We start from the raw sequence: 20,650 nt of genomic DNA, 5'->3' as shown, positions 1-20,650 counted from the left end.
CCAGGCGGTTCAGCTGCGAGTAATAATCGCCGGAAGAGGGGATCGCCAGGAGCCCCTGGTAATTGGCGTCTCCCCCTTTGCAATGGCCGCGCAATACGTGGTAACATCGTAGGCGTATTTCGTGTTTTCGGGATACAGCAGGTCGGTCACCAGGTCGCCGTATTGATAGCCGGAAACGGTCGACAGCGTATCGGTCACCACCTGGTCTTTGGTAGCAGTGCACAACGTGATCCGCGGTGGAAGGGCGTATTGCGGATACGTGCCACTGATGGGCCGCAGCTCCAGCGTCGCCTGCATCACCTTTCCATATTTGCCTAGCAACGGCAGTCCCGTGAGCGACGGAAAATCGAGCCGCGTCACCATGCCCGACAACGATTGTACCCAGGTACGGTTTCCGGCGTCGCTGCTCAGGAGGCCCGCCGGCCCGGGAATCAAACTGGCCAGCGGGGTGTTGCTCCTGTCAACATGCACTTCGTTGAATTGCAGTTCCGGATTGCCGATCGGAAAATCAATAGTATACTTTTCGATTTCGGTCGTGGAGATGTGATAATGCAGCCGCATCACCACCGCACTGTCTGCCGCGGGAACGCGGAACACCGCGGTGCCGCGCGTAGCGCGCAATTGCAGGCCTTTCATGTAATCGAGAAAAAGCACGTCGGTGGAAACGTCTTCCGATTTGGTGCGGATCTTTTCCATCAACTCCCGCCCGAAATTATCGCGGAGGCGCAGCTGGATGGAATCGCCGCGGTGGGGAAGGATGGGGAAACTTTCCCGGGCGAGCGGCGTGGCGGCGTGAGGGAATACATGGTGCGTGTAGAATCGTGTCTGATCATCGTCCAGCTCCAGCGGCCGCGCCAATTGATAAACACTCCATTCCTGGTCGGGAAGGGTATCGCCATAGGAATAGGCGTCGGGCCGGAAGATGATTTCGATGGAATCGTAAACAACGCGGTCGTCCAGCTCCGGAAATGAATAGGGCCGTGCCACGCGGAAGTTGGCTGCCACATCGATACGGCCCGTTTCGGGATCGGAATATCCGCCAACTACCAGGTAGCCGGTGCCCGAAGAGGGGACGGAATCGAGTTGGATGGTGCGCATCCCGATGCCGATCGTATCTATGAGCGAGTAGCGGACGTTGCCGCCGGGGGCTGCATCCTCGTATTCGAACCCGCTTTTGTCACAAGCCGCAAGACCGGTGAGCGCGGCCATCGCCAGAAGTTTCCATTTCATATCGCCGCAATGATAAAAGACGGAGGCGCACGCGGAAGACGGGAATATGCGGCCCGGGGTTTTTTATCGATCATTCCCCGGAATTATCCGTCCAACGCCTGAAACCAGCCGGGAAAGGGCGTTTTGGGGCTGAACGACAAAAGCGGCTGACTGGCAGATGAAAACACGGGATTGGTCATGCCCCACGACTGATCCGTCTATTTTAAAGTACCTGTAACAGTTCGCCGGATAATTTTGACCGGGTTAAAACACTATTTCTATGCAGAAAGGAAAATTATTAGGATGGATGCTGGCGGCGGTACTTTTGTCGGCATGTAAAAAAAGTGACGATACGGAAGACGAGAACAACGGTAACTGGAAGGAGCTGCCGGAGATGTCGGCCTCGCCCCGTTCCGAAGCCGTGGCATTCGTTATCGGCGATACGGCATACGTGGGCACGGGGTTCGACGGCGAAAAGCAATTGCGTGATTTCTGGAAATACAATCCGGCCAACGGTTGGAGCCAGTCGGCGAGCCTCCCGGCAGCAGCGGCCGCGCGCAGCAGCGCCACCGCTTTCGTCATAGATAAGAACGCGTATGTGGGAACGGGGTTCGACGGCAAGGTGCGCCTCAATGATTTCTGGAGCTACCATCCCGACAAAGGCTATTGGGAAAAGAAAGCGCCGCTCGTGGGCCCCGATCCTTCCATCAACCTCGCCCGCCGCGATGCGGTCAGCTTCACCGTCAACGGAAAAGGATATGTGGCCACCGGGAGCGATGGCAGCGGCACGAAAGACGTCTGGATGTACGATCCGCTGGCCGATAAATGGATCGCACGGCAAAGTTTCGGCGGAAGCAAACGCACCGAAGCCGTGGCTTTCGTGCTCGGCAAAAACGCCTACATCGTAACCGGCACCAACAACAGCGAACTAAAAAACGACCTGTGGATGTATGACGCCGATTCCGACAACTGGACACAGAAGAATAAGATCGCCAATGTTTCCGACGACTCGTTCGACGATGATTACAACATCGTGACCACCCAGGCCGTGGCCTTCACAGTCAACAACAGAGCCTATGTGGTAACCGGTACCGGAAACGGCGTCAGCAAAGCCACCTGGGAATACGACGGCGTTTCCGACCGGTGGACGCAGGTGCGCGATTTCGAAGGCGCCGCCCGGTACGGTGCCGTGTCTTTCGTGCTGGGAGGCAAGGGGCACGTGGCTTCCGGCAGAACGGGCAGCCTCCAGCTCGACGATATCTATCTCTTCGAACCGAACGCAACCTACAACGAAAATGACTAGGCAGTCCATCGCAATACTGCTCGCACTGGCCGCGGCCGGCTCCCTGTTTTCGTGCAGGGAGCGGCCGTACCGGTTGGTGACGGAGCCATGGAAAGAAGGGTGGGCATACCGCATTACTTACCGCGGCCGCCCCATGATTTACCAGGCGCATATCCCCGCGGTGCCGGGTTTTCACCCGTTCCGCTCACAGGCAGACGCACGCCGGACAGGCACCCTCGTGCTGCGGAAACTCGAAAGCGGTACCATGCCCGCGCTTAGCCTGGACGAGATCGACAGTTTACAGATCACTAGGTAATTTTAACACTTGGTTAAGAACCCGGGAACCTGTTTTAACACTTGGTTAAGACTATTGTGGCGTAAGTTTACGCCGCATCACACCTATGGTATTTTGGAGGAAAATATTCGGTAACCGGCTCGTCGTAATTAGTTTGCATATCGCGGTTTGGGTGTTGCTGTTCCTCTTCCCGTTTTTTGTATATCGGATCCGTGTAGACGATCATTTGTTTTATTGGAAGGAAGGGGTGAACACGCTGTTCATCGTTGGACTGTTCTATCTGAATTATTACGTATTGATCCCCCGTTTCTTCACGCGCAGGCGTATCGGCATTTACATCGGACTGGTGTTGCTGGCGCTGGCGGGGATCGGGTTGCAGCAGGTGTTGGTGGAATACACGTTCCTCCGGCAGCTGGGCTTGCGCGACGGGCGGCCGTTCGTCATATCCGGAAGGTTTGGCGGCGGAGGCGTGTTTGCCGTGCGGGCGCGGCCTGCAGTGGCCTGGGCGGATGCCGCCGGGCCGGGGCATACCGTGCAGTTCGGGCATGATTCGGCCGTCGCGTTTTCGAAAACGGTGATCCTGGGCGATGATTCGATGCCGGCTGCGCCTGTTTTCCGCAGGGGAATGCGCGACCGGGGGATTTCCGGGATGTTCCTTTTCCCCGACATCTTCCGCAAATCGGCCACGTTTACTTTGCTGGTGCTGTTCATCGGCGGGTTTATCAAAGTGGCGATGGAATGGTTCAAAAGCGAGCAGCAGAAGGAAGCCCTGAAAGTGGCGAACCTCAATGCAGAATTACGTTTCCTGCGATCGCAGATCAATCCGCATTTTCTGTTCAATAGTCTGAATACGGTATATTCCCTTGCGCACCGGCAAAGCCCGGAAACGGAGCATGCGCTGGTGAAGCTGTCGAATATATTGCGTTACATGATTTACCAGAGTAACGAAGACCAGGTGCTCCTGGCCAACGAGATCCGCTACCTGGAAGATTTTATCGACATGCAGCGCCTTCGCCTGGCGAAAAGCATTCCCGTCGAAGTCAGCGTTACCGGCGATCCGGCAGGGCTGCGCATTGCGCCGATGCTGCTCATCCCGTTCGTGGAGAATGCGTTCAAGCACGGCGTGAGTTATGAAGAGCCCGCATGGATCCGCGTGGGGCTGGATATTTCGGAAGGAGGGCAGTTGCGGCTGACGGTGCGGAACCGGTTGCTGGAGCGGCGCCTGGCGGAAAAGGGGGCGTGGGATTGGGGAATACCCTCAAGCGCCTCGAACTAATGTACAAAGATGCACACGAGATCACAATCAGAGAGCAGGGAGACGAATTTATTGCAGACTTAAAAATCGCTTTGAAACATGATGAAGTGCATTGCGTTGGATGACGAGCCGCTGGCTTTGGAGATCATCGCGGATTTCGCGGCCAAGGCGCCTTTCCAGATGGAGTTGACGGCGTTTACGAATGCCTCCCGGGCGCTGGGTTTTTTGCAGCAGGAGCCGGTGGACTTGATTTTCCTGGATATCAAGATGCCCGACATCACGGGGATTCAGTTCATTAAATCGCTGAAACGGCCGCCTATGGTGATTTTTACCACCGCTTACGAGGAATACGCGCTGGACGGGTATAACCTGGATGTGGTGGACTACCTTCTCAAGCCCATTCCATTTGAGCGTTTTATCAAAGCGGTCACCAAGGCGCAGGAGTACCGTTCCATCGCATCGCCCCGCCCGCCGGAAACGGATTACATTTTCGTGAAAACGGAGTACCGCATCATCAAAGTGAACCTCGAAGACATCCTCTACATCGAAGCCCTGAAAGATTACATCAAGATATACACGGGCAGCCAGCCCATTCTCACGCTGAAAAGCCTGAAATCTTTCGAGTCGCGTTTGCCGAAAGACAAGTTCATGCGCGTGCACCGTTCCTACCTCGTGGCGATGAACAAAATCAATTCCGTGGAGCGCAACACGGTGATGATCGCCAATCAGTCCATCCCCATCAGCGAAGGCTACCGCGACAAGTTTTACGACGTAATTACACGGCATTCTTAAATGTAAAAGGTATTAATACCCGCACTCAGGAATAGATAAACTGAACAAGCATTTGCGTCAGTTTAATTCCTACATTTTCTTCCTAATTGGAAAACCAACGATGGAAACAGCAGGAGTTAATCTTACGAACAAATTCTATTTTATCGATGAAAGTGGGGATGCCGGTTTTTATGGAAAGGGGAGAAAATTACTCACGGAAACAGGTGGGTTTCAGCCATACTTAATCATAGGGGTAGTGGAAACCTGTAATAGACAGAAGTTGCGAAAGGCTATTGCGAAGTTTATACAAAAAATGAAGGCGGACGTGTTGTATAATTCGATTTATTCTTTTGCAGAAAGCGACTGGTATTTACATGCCAGAAGTGATCATCCTGAATTAAGAATTCAATTCTTTGAATTTCTAAGGAAGCTTTCCGGATTTATAGTGCATGTAGTAATTGCGAAGAAAGACTTGCAAACATTCCAGCATCAGTTTAATGGAAATTCAACGGCTTATTATTTTCATGTTTTACAATGCTTGTTGAATAAATGTTTAATCAGGGAATCGCACATGCATAATTTATACCTGGCAAATTGTGGGAATCATGGATTGACTCAATTGAAGAATGCGGTAAGTCATATGGAATTGGAGGGCGAACGTTTTATGCTGGATATGCTTCTGAGCAGCTCTTCTCTGGAATTAAGTGTAACCGATTATATGATCTGGGCAGTGCAACGAAAATTGTTAAAAAGCGAAAGCAGGTATTTTGATGCCTTAAAAGACAAGTTCGGTCAGATAATAGAAATGTAGGCTTGGGATACGTGTAGAAACGTAAAAGATCCTTCAGCCCCCGTGCCTTTTCAGGCAACCCCCTTTATGGAAAGAGTTATGCAAGCTGAAGAATCTTTTAACAAATGAGGATTTGCACCTGGCAATCCATTTCGGCTTTAATTATTCAACTTATGAAGGTTGAACAATTTCTTGGCCTTTTCAAAGATAAGAAAAAAGTTGATTCAATAAATTGATCAAATTTTTCTCAAAAGAGGCTGCTAGAAGACTCACATTCAACCCCCGTACCTTTTCAGGCAACCCCCTTCATGAGAAGAGTTATGCAAGTGAAGGGCCTTCTAACTGCTTCAATGTGCCAGGAAAATCTCTCAACCCCCGTGCCTTTTCAGGCACCCCCCGTTCGAAACGAGTTATGCAAGTTGAACCACTTTCCTGGTGAATTCAAAAGTAAATCAATATTCAATATCAAAATTATTCCACTCAAAATATTGAAACCAAAATTCTCATGCACAAAAAAAACCGGCAGGAAAATTCCGCCGGTTTTTTTCACGATATCAAAATGAAATAAACTTAGATCAGTTCTTTCAGCTTCGTCACTACCGCGTCTACTTCTGCTTTCGTGTTGGTGTGCGCGAAGGAGAAGCGTACCGCGATGCGGTTGGGATCGCTGCTGAGGGAGCGGATCACGTGCGAGCCCGCGTCGGCACCCGAGGTGCAGGCGCTGCCACCGGAAGCGCAGATGCCGTTGATGTCCAGGTTGAAGAGGAGCATCTCGCTTTTTTCCGTTTTCGGGAAGGAAACGTTCAGCACGGTGTAGAGGCTGCGGCCATGGAGATCGCCGTTGAAGCTCACGCCCGGGATGTGCTGCTCCAGCTGTTGGGCCATGTACATGCGGAGATCGTTGATGTAACCGCTGTGCGCTTCGTGGTTGGCCGTCGCTATTTCCAGGGCTTTGGCGAAGCCTACGATGCCGTAAAGGTTCTCGGTGCCGGCGCGCATGTTGCGCTCCTGCGAGCCGCCCATAAGGTAGGGCTGGATCTTCACGTTCTCATTGATGTACAGGATGCCCACGCCTTTGGGGCCATGGAACTTGTGGCCGGCGCCGTTGATGAAATGTACCGGCGTATTGCGCAGGTCGAAGGGATAATGGCCCACGGTCTGCACCGTATCGGAATGGAAAATGGCGTCAAATTCCTTGCAGAGGTTGCCCACGGCATGGATGTCGAGCAGGTTGCCGATCTCGTTGTTGGCATGCATGAGGCTCACCAGCGTCCGTTCCTTGCTTTCGGCGAGGAGGCGGCGCAGGTCTTCCAGGTCCACATGCCCGTTCGGCAGCAGTTTCACCCAGGAAAGGCGCACCTCGTCGCGGCAATAGACATGCTCAACGGTGTGGAGGGTGGCGTGGTGCTCGATGGGGGAGCTGATGATGTGACGGCATCCCAGGTCGCGGATGGCCGCATTAACGGCCGTGTTGGTGCTTTCGGTACCGCCCGAGGTAAAGAAGATCTCACCGGGATGGGCGTTGAGGATCTTTGCGACGGATTTCCGCGCATTTTCGATGCCCAGCCGCGATTCGCGGCCGTATGAATAAATGGAGGACGGATTGCCGAACTTTTCTGTCATATACGGCAGCATGGTGTCAAGAACTGCCGGGTCGAGTGCCGTGGTTGCGGCATTGTCGAAATAAATTCTTTCCAAGGTCGTGCGGGTTTGGTGGTTTTTGATTAAAAAAGTGCCACAAAATTAAGGAATTGCCGACAAAGAAAAACGGATGGCAGTTAATTCCGCCATCCGTTCATCCATCTATAAGTCTATAGGAATTATATGAATTCCTTGATATCCTGCATGATCTTACGGGCGATATTGTCTGCCGTGGTCTCATTCTGGCTTTCCGCATAGATCCGGATAATGGGCTCTGTGTTGGACGTCCGCAGGTGTACCCAGTCCTTATCGAACTCGATTTTCAGCCCGTCTTCGGTGTTCAGGGGCTGGTTTTTGTACTTTCCCTTGATCTTTTCGAAGATTTCCTTCACGTCGATGCCTTTGTCCAGCTCGATCTTGTTTTTGCTGATGAAATAGTCCGGATACGAGTTCCGGAGGGCTTTCATCGTCTTTTTGCTCTGCGCCAGGTGGCTCAGGAAGAGGCCGATGCCGATGAGGGCGTCGCGGCCGTAATGGAAGTCGGGAACGATGATGCCGCCGTTGCCTTCGCCGCCGATCACGGCGTTAACGGCTTTCATCTTGTTCACGACGTTCACCTCGCCAACGGCAGAAGGATGGTATTCCCCGCCATTTTTAAGGGTAATATCCTTCAGCGCCTGGGTGGAGCTCATGTTGGACACGGAATTGCCTTTCCGGTGCTTCAGCACGTAGTCGGACACGGCCACCAGGGTATATTCCTCGCCGAACATGCTGCCGTCTTCGCAAACGAAGCAGAGGCGGTCAACGTCCGGGTCTACGGCGATACCGAAATCCGCCTGGCTTTTATCTACCTCGTTGCTGAGCGCGGTGAGGTTTTCGGGCAGGGGCTCGGGATTGTGGGCGAATTTGCCGGAAACATCGTCGAACAGGGTAGTCACTTCCTTCACACCCAGCGCCTTCAGCAGGGCGGGCACAAAGATGGCGCCGGTGGAGTTCACGGCGTCTACCACCACTTTAAAACCGGCGGCTTCGATGGCTGCCTTATCTACGAGGGGGTAATTCAACACCAGGTCGATGTGTTTCTGGAGGTAGGAATCGTCTTTCCTGTACGATCCGAGTTTGTTCACGTCTGCGAAGGTGAAGTCTTCCCGCTCGGCGATATCGAGCACTTCGGCGCCGTCTGCGCCGGAGATGAACTCGCCTTTCGAATTCAGGAGCTTCAGGGCGTTCCATTCGCGGGGGTTGTGGCTGGCGGTCAGGATGATGCCGCCCGCTGCCTGTTCCAGGGGAACAGCGATTTCCACGGTAGGGGTGGTGCTGAGGTCCAGGTCCACTACGTCAATGCCCAGGCCGTTGAGGGTGGAAACGACCAGTTGCTTGACCATTTCCCCGGAAATCCGGCCATCTCTTCCGATCACCACTTTCCTGTTCTCCGCGTTCTGCTTCAGCAGCCAGGTGCCGTAAGCCGCGGTGAACTTCACCACATCGAGGGGGAAAGTCCTTCGCCGGGCTTGCCGCCGATGGTGCCGCGAATTCCCGAAATTGATTTAATCAGTGCCACTTTATTGGATTTTTTTAGGATGGCAAAGATAATCGATTCCGTATTTATCGGCCCCGCTATTTTGTCAGGTCGCCGATCGCCGACCGGTATGTTGGCGCAATTAGTGTATATTTGCCGCTACGTATAAAATTTTACGGGAATATAAGTTTAGCGAATAACCAATTATTAAGATGATTCAGCTTTGGTCACGGATACCCAGATACATCCGGTATATTTTCACCCAAACCTTGTACCTGTTCGGTTTCCTGGTAGCGTGGCGCCTGATCTTCTATTTCTTCTTTTTCACCACCACCATTCAAGATAGCGGTGCCATCGCCAAAGCCTGGCATCTCGGCCTGAAGTTCGACATGCGCCTGGCCCTCATCTGCATGGCCCCCATCGCCCTGCTGGCGCTGCTCACGCGCGACCGCCTCTTCGGCCCCGGGTGGCTCCGCAGGCTGCATTTCGCCTATCTTTTCATACTGTACGCATTCCTTACTTTATTTTACGTGACCGACCTGGGGCATTACAGCTACCTCGGCATCCGCATAGAGCCCTCCGTCACCCGGTTCCTCGCCCACGGCGAGCGTGGCACCAACGCCCGGATGCTCTGGGAAAGCTACCCCGTCATCAAAGGCGCCATCGGCCTCGTATTGCTCATGGCCTTCGTGATCTGGTCGTACCGCTCCATCTTCCGCCATTTCGCCAACCAGGAAGGCGTTCCCGTGCGCCCCAAAGGCCTCGCGGCATGGGTGGTTGCCCTCGTACTGCTGTTCGGCGCCGGGATTTACGGCAACGTCGCCTATTTCCCGCTCCGCTGGAGCCAGGCCATGTTCACGCGCGACAACGGGATCACGTCCCTCGCGCTCAACCCCGTACTGTATTTCGTGTCGAACTTTTCGGTGAAAGACGATACCTACGATATCGAGCTCACCCGCAAATATTACGCGCCCGTGGCGGAATACCTCGGGGTCGACAAGCCCGACGCGTCGGCGCTGAACTACGCCCGCTTCGTAAAAGGCGATTCCCTGGCCGGCCGGCCCAACGTCATCATCGTGATGCTCGAATCGGGCGGGGCGGCCATGACATCCATGTTCAACAATCCCATGAAAGCCACGCCCAATTTGCAAAAGCTCGCAGATGAAGGCCTGTTTTTCGACCATTTCTACGTACCGGCCATGAGCACCGCCCGAACCGTTTTCGGCGTTACCACCGGCCTCCCCGATATCTGCAAGTTCAAAACCGCCTCGCGCCACCCCGGGATCGTGGACCAGCGGGTGGTGATGGACCAGTTCATGGGATACGAAAAATATTACCTCCTCGGCGGAAACACCAACTGGGCCAACATCCGCGCCGTTTTTACCAATAACGTGGACAGCATCCAGATTTTCGAGGAAGGCTACTTTAAGGCGCCAAAGGCCGATGTGTGGGGCGTTTCGGACTTCGACCTCATTACTGAGTCTGACGAAATATTCCGGAAAGCCCACCAGGCCGGCAAGCCCTTCGTGGCATTCCTGCAAACGGCAGACAACCACGAACCTTATACCACCACCGCCGGAAAGGGCGATTTTAAGAAAGTGACCGGGAAAGAGGTGGACATGAAGGCTTTCAAATCAGCCGGCTGGCTGTCGATCGACCAGTTCAACGCCATGCGCTACCTCGACTACAACGTGGGCTACCTCATAGAGCTGGCGGCAAAATCCGGGTACCTCGACAATACGATTTTCGTATTTTTCGGCGATCATTCCGCCCGGTTGAACCCGTTCAAGCATATGCCCCTGCCCGAATATGAGATGGGAACGTTCGTAGACCACGTGCCCTGCATCATCTGGGCGCCGAAAATGGCAAAGCCGCAGCGGATCAGCCGGATGAGCAGTTTGCTGGACGTGTACCCCACCGTGGCGAAAATGGCCGGGGTAGACTTTACGAACTACACGATGGGCGTGGACATGCTCGATACCACCTTCGCCGGGGAGCGCTACGCTTTCGTGGTGTATAACCGCGGCGAAAACTATTACGGGCTCATGGGGAAAAAATATTTTTGCGAGATCGGGATGGACAGTGGCAAGATGCGGTTGTACGACCTGGAGGGCGATCCCATGAAAGACGTGAGCGCCGTGCAGCCGCAAATTGCCGGGGAACTGGAGAAATTAACCCGCGGATTTTACGAATCATCCCGATATTTGATGTTTAACAATAAAAAACCGAAATAATTTTCGACCGACACGAAATGGAAGTGCCGAAACAATGGTTCAAAGACTGGTTCAATTCGCCGTATTATCACCTGCTGTACAACAACAGGGATGAGCGGGAAGCGTCTGCCTTCATCGACAAGCTGGTAGATTACCTGCGCCCGGACGCCGGCGCGCTGATGCTCGACGTGGCCTGCGGTCGCGGGAGGCATGCCCGGTACCTGGCAGACAAAGGGTTCAACGTTACCGGCATCGATCTGTCGGAAGAAAGCATCGCCGCTGCGCGGAAGCTGGAAAACGAGCGCCTGAGCTTTTTCCAGCACGATATGCGGTTGCCTTTCCGCATCAACTATTTCGATATCGTATTCAATTTTTTTACCAGTTTCGGGTATTTCGAGACGCGGCACGAGAACGATAACGCCCTGCGCACGCTGACCAACAGCCTGAAGCCGGGCGGAAGGCTGGTGCTGGATTACCTGAACAGTCCTTTTGCTGCGGCGCACCTGGTGCCGAACGAGATCAAGGAGATCGACGATGTGGTGTTCGACATCCACCGCGAGGTGGAAGGGGGAAGTTTATGAAGGAGATCCGTATCCTCGACAAAAAGAAGCTGTTCAGGACGAGTTTCGCCGAGCGGGTGTCTGCCTTCGGCCTGGCCGATTTCCGGGAGATGTTCGCGTTGCAGAAGCTCGAGATCACCGATGTGTTCGGGGATTATCATTTTAACACTTTCGATGAGGCGCATTCTCCGCGGCTGATCCTCATCGCCCAAAAACCGACATCCTGATGGGAACCTTGCTCACCTGGGACCTGATCCTGTTTTTCAACATCAACAGTAAATGGGCGACCCCTTTCCTGGACAGCTGGCTGCCCTGGATGCGGGAACCCTACCTCTGGGCGCCCCTGTACCTGTTCCTCATGGTTTTCGTGACCTGGAACTGGGGCTGGAAAGGTTTCTGGTGGATCGTTTTCTTCATCCTGACCTTTGCCCTGTGCGACCAGGCGAGCAGTTTCCTCAAAGGCGCCGTAGGCAGGCTGCGCCCGGGCAACGATCCCAATATTGCCCCATATGTGCGCATCATGGTGGGATATTACCCCCAAAGCGGCAGTTTCACATCTTCTCACGCGGCCAACCATTTCGGACTGGCCATGTTTTCATTTATAACCCTGCGGCGTTACATCCGTGGCTGGGCCTGGCTCTTTTTCGTGTGGGCGGCGGTTATTTGCTACGCACAGGTGTATGTGGGCGTGCATTACCCGACCGATATCCTCGGCGGGGCGCTGCTGGGCTGCCTGGCGGGCTCGCTGAGCGGAGGGTTCTTTACCAGGCGTATCGGGCTGGAGCCATTACCTGAAAAAACAACATGAACATAGCATACCTCATACTCATCCTGGCCGCCACGATCTTTGGCGGCATGATCCCCGTGATATTCAAGCGGATCAGTCCAGGCCTGCCCATTTACCTGCTGGCGTTCACCGGGGCGTTCCTGTTCGGCGTCACGATCATGCACCTGCTGCCGGAAGTGTACCACGAGCTGGGGCATTCCGCCGGTATTTACATCGTGATCGGGTTCTTCCTGCAGGTGTTCCTCCAGCAGCTGAGCCACGGCATGGAGCATGGGCATACCCATCTGCCGGCTGCCGACGGGCACCATCATCACATCGCGGTAACGCCGCTGCTGGTGGGGCTTTCCATCCACGCGTTCATGGAAGGCATCCCGCTGGGTTTCCATTATGAAGACAAATCCGCGCTGCCCTCGCTCATGCTGGGCGTGATGGCCCATAAGATCCCGGAATCCCTCACGCTCATCACCGTGATGATCCACGCCGGGCAATCCCGCGCCAGGCTTTGGCGCATCCTCGTCATTTTCTCCCTCGTCACGCCTTTTTCGGCGCTGCTGGCAGGGTGGCTGGGAGACAAGTCCGAAGCCGTCACCCATTCGCTGATCTACATCGTGGCGCTCGTTATCGGCGCTTTCCTCCATATCTCGACCACCATTTTCTACGAGTCGGGCACCAAACATCATGAACTGAGCGGCAGAAAGGTGCTGGCCATCGCGATTGGCCTCGGTATGGCTTTTGTTACCCTGATATTTGAATAATTAATTATTTTTAGGCTTTATATATTATGGAAGTCGTCATTATCCTCGTCCTCATTTTGCTCAACGGCATCTTCTCTATGGCGGAGATTGCCCTGGTTTCCGCAAGGAAAGCGCGCCTCGAAAGCGCAGCCAAGCAGGGGGACGAAAAAGCCAGGGCAGCCCTGAAGCTGTCCAACAACCCGGACACGTTTTTGTCCACCGTCCAGATCGGCATTACGCTGATCGGCATTTTGACCGGTTTATATTCCGGCGAACAATTGAAGGAAGACGTAAAGGGCTTCGTGATGCAAATGCCGTCCCTGGTGCCTTACGCCAATGCCATCGCCACCGCCATCATCGTTATCTGCGTTACGTATTTCACCCTCGTGCTCGGCGAACTGTTCCCCAAAAGGATCGGCCTGGCCAATCCGGAGCTTATCGCGAAGAACGTGGCCAAGCCCATGTACTTCATTTCCCGCCTCACTTTTCCTTTCGTTTGGCTGCTGAGCCGCTCCACCGCGGCACTGGTGAGCCTTTTCGGGCTGAAACGCTCGTCGGATAACAATGTGACGGAGGAAGAGATCAAGGCGATCATTTCCGAAGGCACCTCTTCCGGCGCCATCGAGGAAACCGAACAGGAAATCATCGAACGCGTGTTCCACCTGGGCGACCGCAATATCACTTCCCTCATGACCCACCGGACGGATATCGTTTGGCTGGACGTGAACGAGGAAGTGGAAAGCTACAAGCGCAAGATCAAACAGGCACCCCACTCCGTGTACCCCGTCTGCGAAGGGCAGATCGACAATATCCGGGGCATCCTTACGATCAAGGACCTCTATACCGCCGGCAACGTGGCCGTGCTGAAAGACATCATGAAGAAACCCCTCTTCATCCCCGAAAACAACTCCGCTTACCAGGTGCTTGAAAAGTTCAAGGAAACGCAGATCCACGCCGCGTTCATCGTTGACGAATATGGCACTTTTCTTGGGATGATCACCCTGAACGATATTCTCGAAGCGATCGTGGGCGATATGCCAGAAACGGGCCAGGATGATTATAACATGGTTAAACGGGAGGATGGAAGCTATCTCATTGACGCACAGATACCTTTCTACGATTTTCTCTCCGAATTCGATATGGAAGACCAGATGGCCGAGTTCGAACAGGAGTTCGATACCCTGGCCGGATTCATTCTTCACCACCTGGAACACATTCCCCAAACCGGCGAAAAGCTGGAATGGCGCCGCTTTACCTTCGAGATTGTGGACATGGACGCGCACCGGATCGACAAAATTCTGGTGACGCCCCCTGCGAATATTGAAGAAGAGTAATAAATTTACATCCCGAAATGACCGGCAAAACGGCACTTCGGGATGTATTGCCAGACCGGAATTGAACGCGACAGGAAGCCACCTACTATCACTGCAAGTTGTAACTAGTTGAATGCCAAAGGAGTATGGTAACCCCTGACCGTCCGTTAAAAATAGGAAGCAAGGATATTAGGAAAAAAACATCTTTATACTAATTTTGAGCGCTTTTTTACATAAACAAATAATTTAATTTAAAATAATGGTTGTACTAGGAAGTAAGGTGCTTTCTTTGGAAGAAGTACACAGGGTATTGTTTGAAGGGGAAGAGTTGGTACTCGATGAAACAGCCGTACAGCAAGTGAATGACAACTTCGAGTTTCTCAAGATATTTTCCGCGAAAAAGCTTATTTACGGGATCAACACCGGTTTCGGCCCCATGGCGCAGTACCGGATCCCGGAAAAAGATACGCTGCAGCTGCAGTATAACCTCATCCGCAGCCACAGTTCGGGAGCCGGCAAATGCCTGGCGCCCATCCACACCAAAGCTTTGATGATCGCCCGGCTCAGCAGTTTCATGCAGGGCTTTTCCGGCGTTCATACCGAGTTGGTATACCTCCTCCGCGACCTCATCAACCATAACGTATATCCCTGCATTTACGAGCACGGTGGCGTTGGCGCCAGCGGCGACCTCGTTCAGCTGGCCCACCTGGCCCATGCGCTGATCGGGGAGGGGAACGTGTTGTATGAGGACGAAATCCGCCCCGCGGCGGAAGTTTTCGAGCAGCTGGGCCTCCAGCCGCTCACGGTGCGCGTCCGCGAAGGGCTCGCCCTCATCAACGGCACTTCCGCCATGACGGGCATTGCCCTGGTGAACCTCATCGAAGCGCGCAAACTCCTCCTCTGGAGCTGCGCCCTCAGCGCCATGATCAACGAAGTGGTAGAAGCGTTCGACGATCACCTCAGCTACGAGCTCAACGTCGTGAAACGCCATACCGGCCAGAATAAAGTAGCGGAAATGATGCGCGGCATGCTCACCGGGTCCAAAATGATCCGCCACCGGCCCGATCACTTCTACAAAGAACTGGAAGAAGAGATTTTCAAGGACAAAGTACAGGAATATTACTCCCTGCGCTGTGTTCCGCAGATACTCGGCCCCATTTACGACATCCTCGTACAGGCCGAAACCATCATCGTCGGCGAACTTAACTCCGTGAGCGATAACCCCGTGGTAGACCACCGGCAACAGAACGTGTTCCACGGCGGCAACTTCCACGGCGACTATATCTCCCTGGAAATGGACAAGCTGAAAATCGCCATGACGAAGCTTTCCATGCTCAGCGAGCGCCAGCTCAACTATCTCATGAACGACAAGCTGAACCACAAATTCCCGCCGTTCATGAACCTCGGCAAGCTGGGCTTCAACTTCGGCATGCAGGGCGTGCAGTTCACCGCCACCTCTACCGTAGCGGAAAACCAGACCCTCAGCTACCCGATGTACCTGCACAGCATCCCGAACAACAACGACAACCAGGATATCGTGAGCATGGGCTGCAATGCGGCTCAGCTGACCTACAAAGTGATCGAAAATACCTTCGAAGTGCTGACCGTTCAGGTGATGACGCTCCTCCAGGCAGTGGATTTCCTCAACTGCCAGGACCGCCTGGGCGCATTTACCCACAAGATCTATCAGGACATCAGGGCTATTTTCCCTAAATTTATCGACGACGCGCCCCGTTATGCAGACGTGCAGCGCATCAAGGCTTACCTCATGCGGCACGAGCCCGTGGTGGCGGAGCCGACCGTGGAGAAGCGGAAGAAATCTTCCGTTCAGTAGCAATATTTTAACGAAACAACAGCATAAGAAACAATTACACGGATGAAATGCGCATTGATAACAGGAGGTTCCCGCGGCATCGGCAGGGCGGTTTGCATCAAACTGGCGGAACAGGGCTACCATATCCTGATCAATTATAAAGGCAACACGGCCGCGGCGGAAGAAACCCTCGAAGCCGTGCGCCAGAAAGGCACCGATGGCACCCTGCTCAAATTCGACGTAGGGAACGAAAGCGAAGTGAACGAAGTGCTCGGCGCCTGGCTCGAAGCCAATAAAGACAAACAGATCGAAGTGCTGGTCAACAACGCCGGCATCCGGGAAGACATGATGCTTTTCCAGATGTCGACCGAAAAATGGAAAAGCGTACTGGACGCGAGCCTCGACGGGTTTTTCTACGTCACCAAGCTCGTGCTCACCGGCATGCTGCTCAAACGCTACGGCCGGATCGTGAACATGGTGTCGCTTTCCGGATTGAAGGGAACCCCCGGCCAGGTGAACTACAGCGCCGCCAAGGCCGGCCTCATCGGCGCCACCAAAGCCCTCGCCCAGGAAGTCGCCAAGCGCAACGTAACCGTCAACGCCGTGGCCCCCGGTTTCATCCGGACGGACATGACGGACGGATTGCCCGAAAAAGAGCTTTCCGCCATGGTGCCCATGCAACGCTTCGGAACGGCCGAAGAAGTGGCAGAAGCCGTGGCCTTCCTGTCGTCCAAAGGCGCGTCCTACATCACGGGAGAAGTGCTCAACATCAACGGCGGTCTTTATTCCTGACCCGGCAGCCATTTCCGCAGCATATCAAACAGTAACGAAAAATACGGGGCCATGGCCCCGCGATGATAATTAACACAGCGCATGAACAGAGTAGTGATCACAGGCATAGGTATATATTCCTGTCTCGGGAAAGACCTGGAGACGGTGAAGGAATCCCTTTTCCAGGGGCGTTCCGGCATCGTGCTGGATGCCGATCGCAAAGCGTTCGGTTACCGCTCGGGATTGACCGGGTGGGTAGACCGTCCGGAGCTGAAAGGCTTGCTGGACCGGCGCTCCCGGCTCATGATGCCCGAACAGGCGGAATATGCCTATATGAGCACCCGGGAAGCCCTGGCCGTGGCTAAAATGGACCAGGAATACCTGGATTCGAACGAAGTAGGGCTGCTGTTCGGGAACGACAGTTCCGCCAAGCCCGTCGTAGAAGCTACCGATATTATCCGCGAAAAGAAAGATACCATGCTCGTGGGCTCGGGGTCGGTGTTCCAGACCATGAACTCCACGGTCAACATGAACCTTGCCACCATTTTCCGGCTCAAAGGCGTGAATTTCAGCATCAGCGCGGCTTGTGCCAGCGGCTCGCACGCCATCGGGGTGGGGTATAGCTTCATCCGCTCGGGCATGCAGGACGCGGTGATCTGCGGCGGCGCACAGGAGATCAACCTGTACGCCATGGGCAATTTTGACGCCATCGCCGCTTTTTCCGTTCGTGAGAACGACCCCACACGCGCTTCCCGCCCGTTCGACCGCGACCGCGACGGCCTCGTGCCTTCCGGCGGTGCGGCCACGGTCATCCTGGAAAGCCTGGAATCGGCACAGCGCCGCGGCGCACCCATCCTGGGAGAAGTGCTGGGATACGGTTTCTCCAGCAACGGGGCGCATATCAGCAACCCCAGCGTGGAAGGGCCCACCCGCAGCCTGGAAATGGCCCTGCGCGATGCGGGCCTGTCGCCCAAAGACATCGGTTACATCAACGCCCACGCCACGTCGACCCCCGCGGGAGACGCCAGCGAGGCCAAAGCCATCCATTCCGTGTTCGGCGAATGCCGCACGCCGGTCAGCTCCACCAAAGGGATGACGGGGCACGAATGCTGGATGGCCGGCGCCAGCGAGATCGTGTATTCCATGCTCATGATGCAGCACGGGTTCATGGCGCCCAACATCAATTTCGAAAACCCCGACGATGATTCGGCCAAACTGAACATCGTTACGAATACACTTAATAAAAATTTTAATATATTTTTGTCTAATTCCTTTGGCTTTGGGGGAACTAACTCCTCCCTTATTGTCAGGAAATGGGAATAATTCGGACATGAGGCCGGTTATGGGCGGTTTTTCTATAATTTTGCCCCGTAGCCCGCATGCGAACCCATGGGATGCAAAGTGAAAGCTATCTAACCTATATCTGGAACACTTAAAGTTTATGGAAATCAAGGAGATCATTCAAAAAACCAATGCTTTTCTGGCGGACGAATTCGAAGTTTCCCCCGAAAGCATTACCCCCGAGGCCGATCTGAAGGCCACGCTGGAACTGGACAGCCTGGACTATATTGACCTGGTAGTGGCCATCGAGAACAATTTCGGATTCAAAGTGAAACCGGAAGACTTCCAGGGCATCGTTACCTTCCAGGACTTCTATGATTATGTCATTGAACGTGTTAAACAAAAAGAACTGGTATAATGCCATCGTGGCAGGGTAAATCCAAAGGAAATAAGCTCGGTTACCGGATCTTCATTGGTGTATTGCGTTACGGAGGCATTCGTCCGGCTTATTTCCTGCTGGTATTCGTTTCGGTTTATTATTGCCTGTTCTCCTGGAACACTGCCCGGTCTATGTACCGGTTTTTTCGTTATAAGATACAATACCCCCGGTGGCGCGCCATAGCGTCCGTTTACCGGAATATCTATATATTCGGCCAGACGTTGATAGACAAAGTGGTGGTGATGGCCGGGATCCCCAATCGTTTCAGCTTCGATTTCGATGGTGAAGAACGGCTCCACGCGATGGTCAGCAGCGGCAAGGGCGGCATCATGCTCAGTGCGCATCTGGGCAACTGGGAAGTGGCAGGCCACCTGTTCACCCGGTTGAACACCCGGATCAACATCGTGATGTTCGACGGGGAACACGAAAGAATAAAAAGTTACCTCGAAGGGGTAACGGGCGGAAGGAATGTGAATGTCATTGTACTGAAAGACGATCTTTCGCATATTTACGCCATCAACGATGCGCTGGGCAAGCAGGAACTGGTATGCATGCACGCCGACCGATTCCTGACCGGCAACAAGACGGCGGAGAAAATGTTCCTGGGAGAGCCGGCGCGCTTTCCCGTAGGGCCTTTCCTGTTGGCTTCCACGTTCAGGGTGCCCGTATCGTTCGTTTTTGCTTTTAAGGAAACCGCTACGCATTATCACCTCTATGCCACCGATCCCAAAGTATACCCCGGCGCCAAACAGGGTGGTTTAGACCAGTCGATGGAAGATTTTGTAAGCGTAATGGAAGAGAAAGTGCGGAAATATCCGCTGCAATGGTTCAATTATTATGATTTCTGGTCGAAAGACTGACAATACGCAACATATGCATCACGAAGACATTACCGAATATATCCCCCAGCGCCCGCCGATCGTCATGATCAGCAGGCTCATCGAAGCGGGAGAAAAGAACATCCGCACCGAGCTCGACGTGGCGGCCGACAACGTGTTCGTCGAAAACGGAACGCTCATGGCCCCGGGGCTCGTAGAGAATATCGCGCAGACGGCTGCGGCCAGGGTCGGGTTTCTCGCGAAGCGCGACAACGTGCCCGTGCCCCTCGGCTTCATCGGCGCCATTCAAAACCTCGAAATACTGGAGCTCCCGCCCGCAGGCGCAACCCTCCAGACAGAAATCCTTATCACCCATGAACTCTTCAACGCCACCGTGGTCAAAGGCTCCGTTCAACTGAACGGCCGCACGCTGGCGCAATGCGACATGAAAATTTTCATCGCCCAAAAACCATAAAACAAGAGTCACCATGAAACTGAAAAATCTCGTTTTGCCCGTGATCGCTTTCGCCCTTAGCGCATCCGCCGCAAACGCTCAGACCGCCAAAGACGTATTCGACACGGAAACCAAGCTGACCTGGATCGGCCTCGACTGGACCAAAACCCGCCTCATCGGCGACGCGGCCGCCAAAGCCGATCAGATCGTAGAAAAAAACTTCGTGGAAGTAAACCAGAAAGTGGTGAACGAATACAAGAAGTTCGACGTTGCCAAAGCTTTCCGCCGCAGCGAAGTGAGCACCGACATCGGGCCGGTTAACAAACGGACCGCGAAAATCGATCCCGACAACCTGCTGTCCGACAACTCCGACGATTACCAGCACCTCAAGCCTGAAGACATCACCACCCTCGTGAAAGGGTTCGATTTCAACGGCAAAACCGGTATCGGTATCGTTTGGTTCGTGGAAGGCATCAACAAAACCAAGAAGGAAATGTCGGCCTACGTAACGCTGGTAGACATGAAAACCAAAAAAGTACTGTTCACCGAGCGCATGGTAGGAAAGATGGGCGGCAAGTTCGGCGTGGCCTTCGGGTATGCCAACATGTACCTGTCCGGCGTTAAATCCATCCTCGACGACATCGAGAAAGACAAGTACAAAGAGTGGAAATCCACTTACGGAGGATAATTTTAATTGAAAACATC

At 53.9% G+C, this 20,650-nt stretch carries 21 protein-coding genes; 18 read left to right on the top strand and 3 right to left on the bottom strand.

Annotated features, from left to right (window positions below; all coding sequences use genetic code 11):
- Window positions 1-9 precede the first annotated feature (9 nt).
- Window positions 10-1,230: a DUF4270 family protein gene (locus WJU22_RS25595; RefSeq protein WP_341841007.1), complete on the bottom strand. Its 1,221-nt coding sequence runs from the start codon at window positions 1,228-1,230 to the stop codon at window positions 10-12.
- A 259-nt stretch (window positions 1,231-1,489) separates the two neighbouring features.
- On the opposite strand from WJU22_RS25595, the gene WJU22_RS25590 reads away from it, so the two are divergent.
- From WJU22_RS25590 to WJU22_RS25570, 5 genes are all read left to right on the top strand, one after another.
- Window positions 1,490-2,512 (top strand): hypothetical protein, encoded by a 1,023-nt coding sequence (locus WJU22_RS25590; RefSeq protein WP_341841006.1) that lies wholly within the window; start codon window positions 1,490-1,492, stop codon window positions 2,510-2,512.
- Window positions 2,505-2,807, top strand: coding sequence for a DUF4907 domain-containing protein (locus tag WJU22_RS25585; RefSeq protein WP_341841005.1), 303 nt, complete (start codon window positions 2,505-2,507; stop codon window positions 2,805-2,807). Before WJU22_RS25590 ends, WJU22_RS25585 begins: the two co-directional genes overlap by 8 nt.
- A gap of 133 nt (window positions 2,808-2,940) precedes the next feature.
- Entirely contained in the window at window positions 2,941-4,062 is a 1,122-nt protein-coding gene (locus tag WJU22_RS25580) for a sensor histidine kinase (protein ID WP_341841004.1), read from the top strand.
- A 78-nt stretch (window positions 4,063-4,140) separates the two neighbouring features.
- On the top strand, window positions 4,141-4,833 hold the full coding sequence (locus WJU22_RS25575) for a LytTR family DNA-binding domain-containing protein (RefSeq protein ID WP_341841003.1): 693 nt from the start codon (window positions 4,141-4,143) through the stop codon (window positions 4,831-4,833).
- A 100-nt stretch (window positions 4,834-4,933) separates the two neighbouring features.
- The gene (locus tag WJU22_RS25570) at window positions 4,934-5,623 is read left to right on the top strand and encodes a DUF3800 domain-containing protein (protein ID WP_341841002.1); all 690 of its coding nucleotides are present in this window, start codon (window positions 4,934-4,936) and stop codon (window positions 5,621-5,623) included.
- Window positions 5,624-6,172: 549 nt separating this feature from the next.
- Here the strand turns inward: WJU22_RS25570 and WJU22_RS25565 are convergent.
- Both WJU22_RS25565 and glmM read right to left on the bottom strand, forming a co-directional pair.
- Entirely contained in the window at window positions 6,173-7,300 is a 1,128-nt protein-coding gene (locus WJU22_RS25565; RefSeq protein WP_341841001.1) for a cysteine desulfurase family protein, read from the bottom strand.
- Window positions 7,301-7,422: 122 nt separating this feature from the next.
- Window positions 7,423-8,727: a phosphoglucosamine mutase gene (gene glmM / locus WJU22_RS25560; protein ID WP_341841000.1), complete on the bottom strand. Its 1,305-nt coding sequence runs from the start codon at window positions 8,725-8,727 to the stop codon at window positions 7,423-7,425.
- Between the two features lie 247 nt (window positions 8,728-8,974).
- Here glmM and WJU22_RS25555 point away from each other — a divergent pair, with 247 nt between their 5' ends.
- From WJU22_RS25555 to WJU22_RS25495, 13 genes are all read left to right on the top strand, one after another.
- Window positions 8,975-10,996: an LTA synthase family protein gene (locus tag WJU22_RS25555; protein ID WP_341840999.1), complete on the top strand. Its 2,022-nt coding sequence runs from the start codon at window positions 8,975-8,977 to the stop codon at window positions 10,994-10,996.
- 17 nt (window positions 10,997-11,013) lie between these two features.
- On the top strand, window positions 11,014-11,556 hold the full coding sequence (locus WJU22_RS25550; protein ID WP_341840998.1) for a class I SAM-dependent methyltransferase: 543 nt from the start codon (window positions 11,014-11,016) through the stop codon (window positions 11,554-11,556).
- Entirely contained in the window at window positions 11,553-11,762 is a 210-nt protein-coding gene (locus tag WJU22_RS25545) for a hypothetical protein (protein ID WP_341840997.1), read from the top strand. The genes WJU22_RS25550 and WJU22_RS25545 overlap by 4 nt, the downstream gene beginning before the upstream one ends.
- Window positions 11,762-12,343, top strand: a complete 582-nt coding sequence (locus WJU22_RS25540; protein ID WP_341840996.1) for a phosphatase PAP2 family protein — start codon at window positions 11,762-11,764, stop codon at window positions 12,341-12,343. Before WJU22_RS25545 ends, WJU22_RS25540 begins: the two co-directional genes overlap by 1 nt.
- Window positions 12,340-13,077, top strand: coding sequence for a ZIP family metal transporter (locus WJU22_RS25535; RefSeq protein ID WP_341840995.1), 738 nt, complete (start codon window positions 12,340-12,342; stop codon window positions 13,075-13,077). The genes WJU22_RS25540 and WJU22_RS25535 overlap by 4 nt, the downstream gene beginning before the upstream one ends.
- Window positions 13,078-13,103: 26 nt before the next feature.
- Window positions 13,104-14,390 carry a hemolysin family protein gene (locus WJU22_RS25530; protein ID WP_341840994.1) on the top strand — a complete coding sequence of 429 codons (1,287 nt, stop codon included), beginning with the start codon at window positions 13,104-13,106 and terminating at the stop codon, window positions 14,388-14,390.
- Between the two features lie 259 nt (window positions 14,391-14,649).
- Window positions 14,650-16,203 (top strand): aromatic amino acid ammonia-lyase, encoded by a 1,554-nt coding sequence (locus WJU22_RS25525; RefSeq protein WP_341843796.1) that lies wholly within the window; start codon window positions 14,650-14,652, stop codon window positions 16,201-16,203.
- 42 nt (window positions 16,204-16,245) lie between these two features.
- Entirely contained in the window at window positions 16,246-16,974 is a 729-nt protein-coding gene (gene fabG, locus WJU22_RS25520) for a 3-oxoacyl-ACP reductase FabG (protein ID WP_341840993.1), read from the top strand.
- A gap of 81 nt (window positions 16,975-17,055) precedes the next feature.
- Window positions 17,056-18,276: a beta-ketoacyl-[acyl-carrier-protein] synthase family protein gene (locus WJU22_RS25515; protein WP_341840992.1), complete on the top strand. Its 1,221-nt coding sequence runs from the start codon at window positions 17,056-17,058 to the stop codon at window positions 18,274-18,276.
- Between the two features lie 118 nt (window positions 18,277-18,394).
- Complete coding sequence (locus tag WJU22_RS25510; protein ID WP_341840991.1) at window positions 18,395-18,652, top strand: acyl carrier protein; 258 nt, start codon at window positions 18,395-18,397, stop codon at window positions 18,650-18,652.
- Window positions 18,652-19,533: a lipid A biosynthesis acyltransferase gene (locus WJU22_RS25505; RefSeq protein ID WP_341840990.1), complete on the top strand. Its 882-nt coding sequence runs from the start codon at window positions 18,652-18,654 to the stop codon at window positions 19,531-19,533. The genes WJU22_RS25510 and WJU22_RS25505 overlap by 1 nt, the downstream gene beginning before the upstream one ends.
- A 13-nt stretch (window positions 19,534-19,546) precedes the next feature.
- Window positions 19,547-19,966, top strand: coding sequence for a 3-hydroxyacyl-ACP dehydratase (locus WJU22_RS25500; RefSeq protein ID WP_341840989.1), 420 nt, complete (start codon window positions 19,547-19,549; stop codon window positions 19,964-19,966).
- A 13-nt stretch (window positions 19,967-19,979) separates the two neighbouring features.
- Entirely contained in the window at window positions 19,980-20,633 is a 654-nt protein-coding gene (locus tag WJU22_RS25495; RefSeq protein WP_341840988.1) for a hypothetical protein, read from the top strand.
- Window positions 20,634-20,650 lie beyond the last annotated feature (17 nt).

The organism is Chitinophaga caseinilytica (assembly GCF_038396765.1).
GTDB lineage: Bacteria > Bacteroidota > Bacteroidia > Chitinophagales > Chitinophagaceae > Chitinophaga > Chitinophaga caseinilytica.
Note: the sequence above shows the minus strand (reverse complement) of the source record. Positions and strands in the feature narration are given on the sequence as shown.

What these genes read in the sequence shown, in the direction of transcription:
- WJU22_RS25510 (WP_341840991.1), top strand. Translation starts at nt 18,395, where the DNA reads ATGGAAATCAAGGAGATCATTCAAAAAACCAATGCTTTTCTGGCGGAC.
- WJU22_RS25545 (WP_341840997.1), top strand. Translation starts at nt 11,553, where the DNA reads ATGAAGGAGATCCGTATCCTCGACAAAAAGAAGCTGTTCAGGACGAGT.
- WJU22_RS25595 (WP_341841007.1), bottom strand. Translation starts at nt 1,230, where the DNA reads ATGAAATGGAAACTTCTGGCGATGGCCGCGCTCACCGGTCTTGCGGCT.
- WJU22_RS25505 (WP_341840990.1), top strand. Translation starts at nt 18,652, where the DNA reads ATGCCATCGTGGCAGGGTAAATCCAAAGGAAATAAGCTCGGTTACCGG.
- WJU22_RS25540 (WP_341840996.1), top strand. Translation starts at nt 11,762, where the DNA reads ATGGGAACCTTGCTCACCTGGGACCTGATCCTGTTTTTCAACATCAAC.
- WJU22_RS25530 (WP_341840994.1), top strand. Translation starts at nt 13,104, where the DNA reads ATGGAAGTCGTCATTATCCTCGTCCTCATTTTGCTCAACGGCATCTTC.
- WJU22_RS25575 (WP_341841003.1), top strand. Translation starts at nt 4,141, where the DNA reads ATGATGAAGTGCATTGCGTTGGATGACGAGCCGCTGGCTTTGGAGATC.
- WJU22_RS25535 (WP_341840995.1), top strand. Translation starts at nt 12,340, where the DNA reads ATGAACATAGCATACCTCATACTCATCCTGGCCGCCACGATCTTTGGC.
- WJU22_RS25570 (WP_341841002.1), top strand. Translation starts at nt 4,934, where the DNA reads ATGGAAACAGCAGGAGTTAATCTTACGAACAAATTCTATTTTATCGAT.
- WJU22_RS25495 (WP_341840988.1), top strand. Translation starts at nt 19,980, where the DNA reads ATGAAACTGAAAAATCTCGTTTTGCCCGTGATCGCTTTCGCCCTTAGC.
- WJU22_RS25585 (WP_341841005.1), top strand. Translation starts at nt 2,505, where the DNA reads ATGACTAGGCAGTCCATCGCAATACTGCTCGCACTGGCCGCGGCCGGC.
- WJU22_RS25500 (WP_341840989.1), top strand. Translation starts at nt 19,547, where the DNA reads ATGCATCACGAAGACATTACCGAATATATCCCCCAGCGCCCGCCGATC.
- WJU22_RS25550 (WP_341840998.1), top strand. Translation starts at nt 11,014, where the DNA reads ATGGAAGTGCCGAAACAATGGTTCAAAGACTGGTTCAATTCGCCGTAT.
- WJU22_RS25515 (WP_341840992.1), top strand. Translation starts at nt 17,056, where the DNA reads ATGAACAGAGTAGTGATCACAGGCATAGGTATATATTCCTGTCTCGGG.
- WJU22_RS25590 (WP_341841006.1), top strand. Translation starts at nt 1,490, where the DNA reads ATGCAGAAAGGAAAATTATTAGGATGGATGCTGGCGGCGGTACTTTTG.
- fabG (WP_341840993.1), top strand. Translation starts at nt 16,246, where the DNA reads ATGAAATGCGCATTGATAACAGGAGGTTCCCGCGGCATCGGCAGGGCG.
- WJU22_RS25555 (WP_341840999.1), top strand. Translation starts at nt 8,975, where the DNA reads ATGATTCAGCTTTGGTCACGGATACCCAGATACATCCGGTATATTTTC.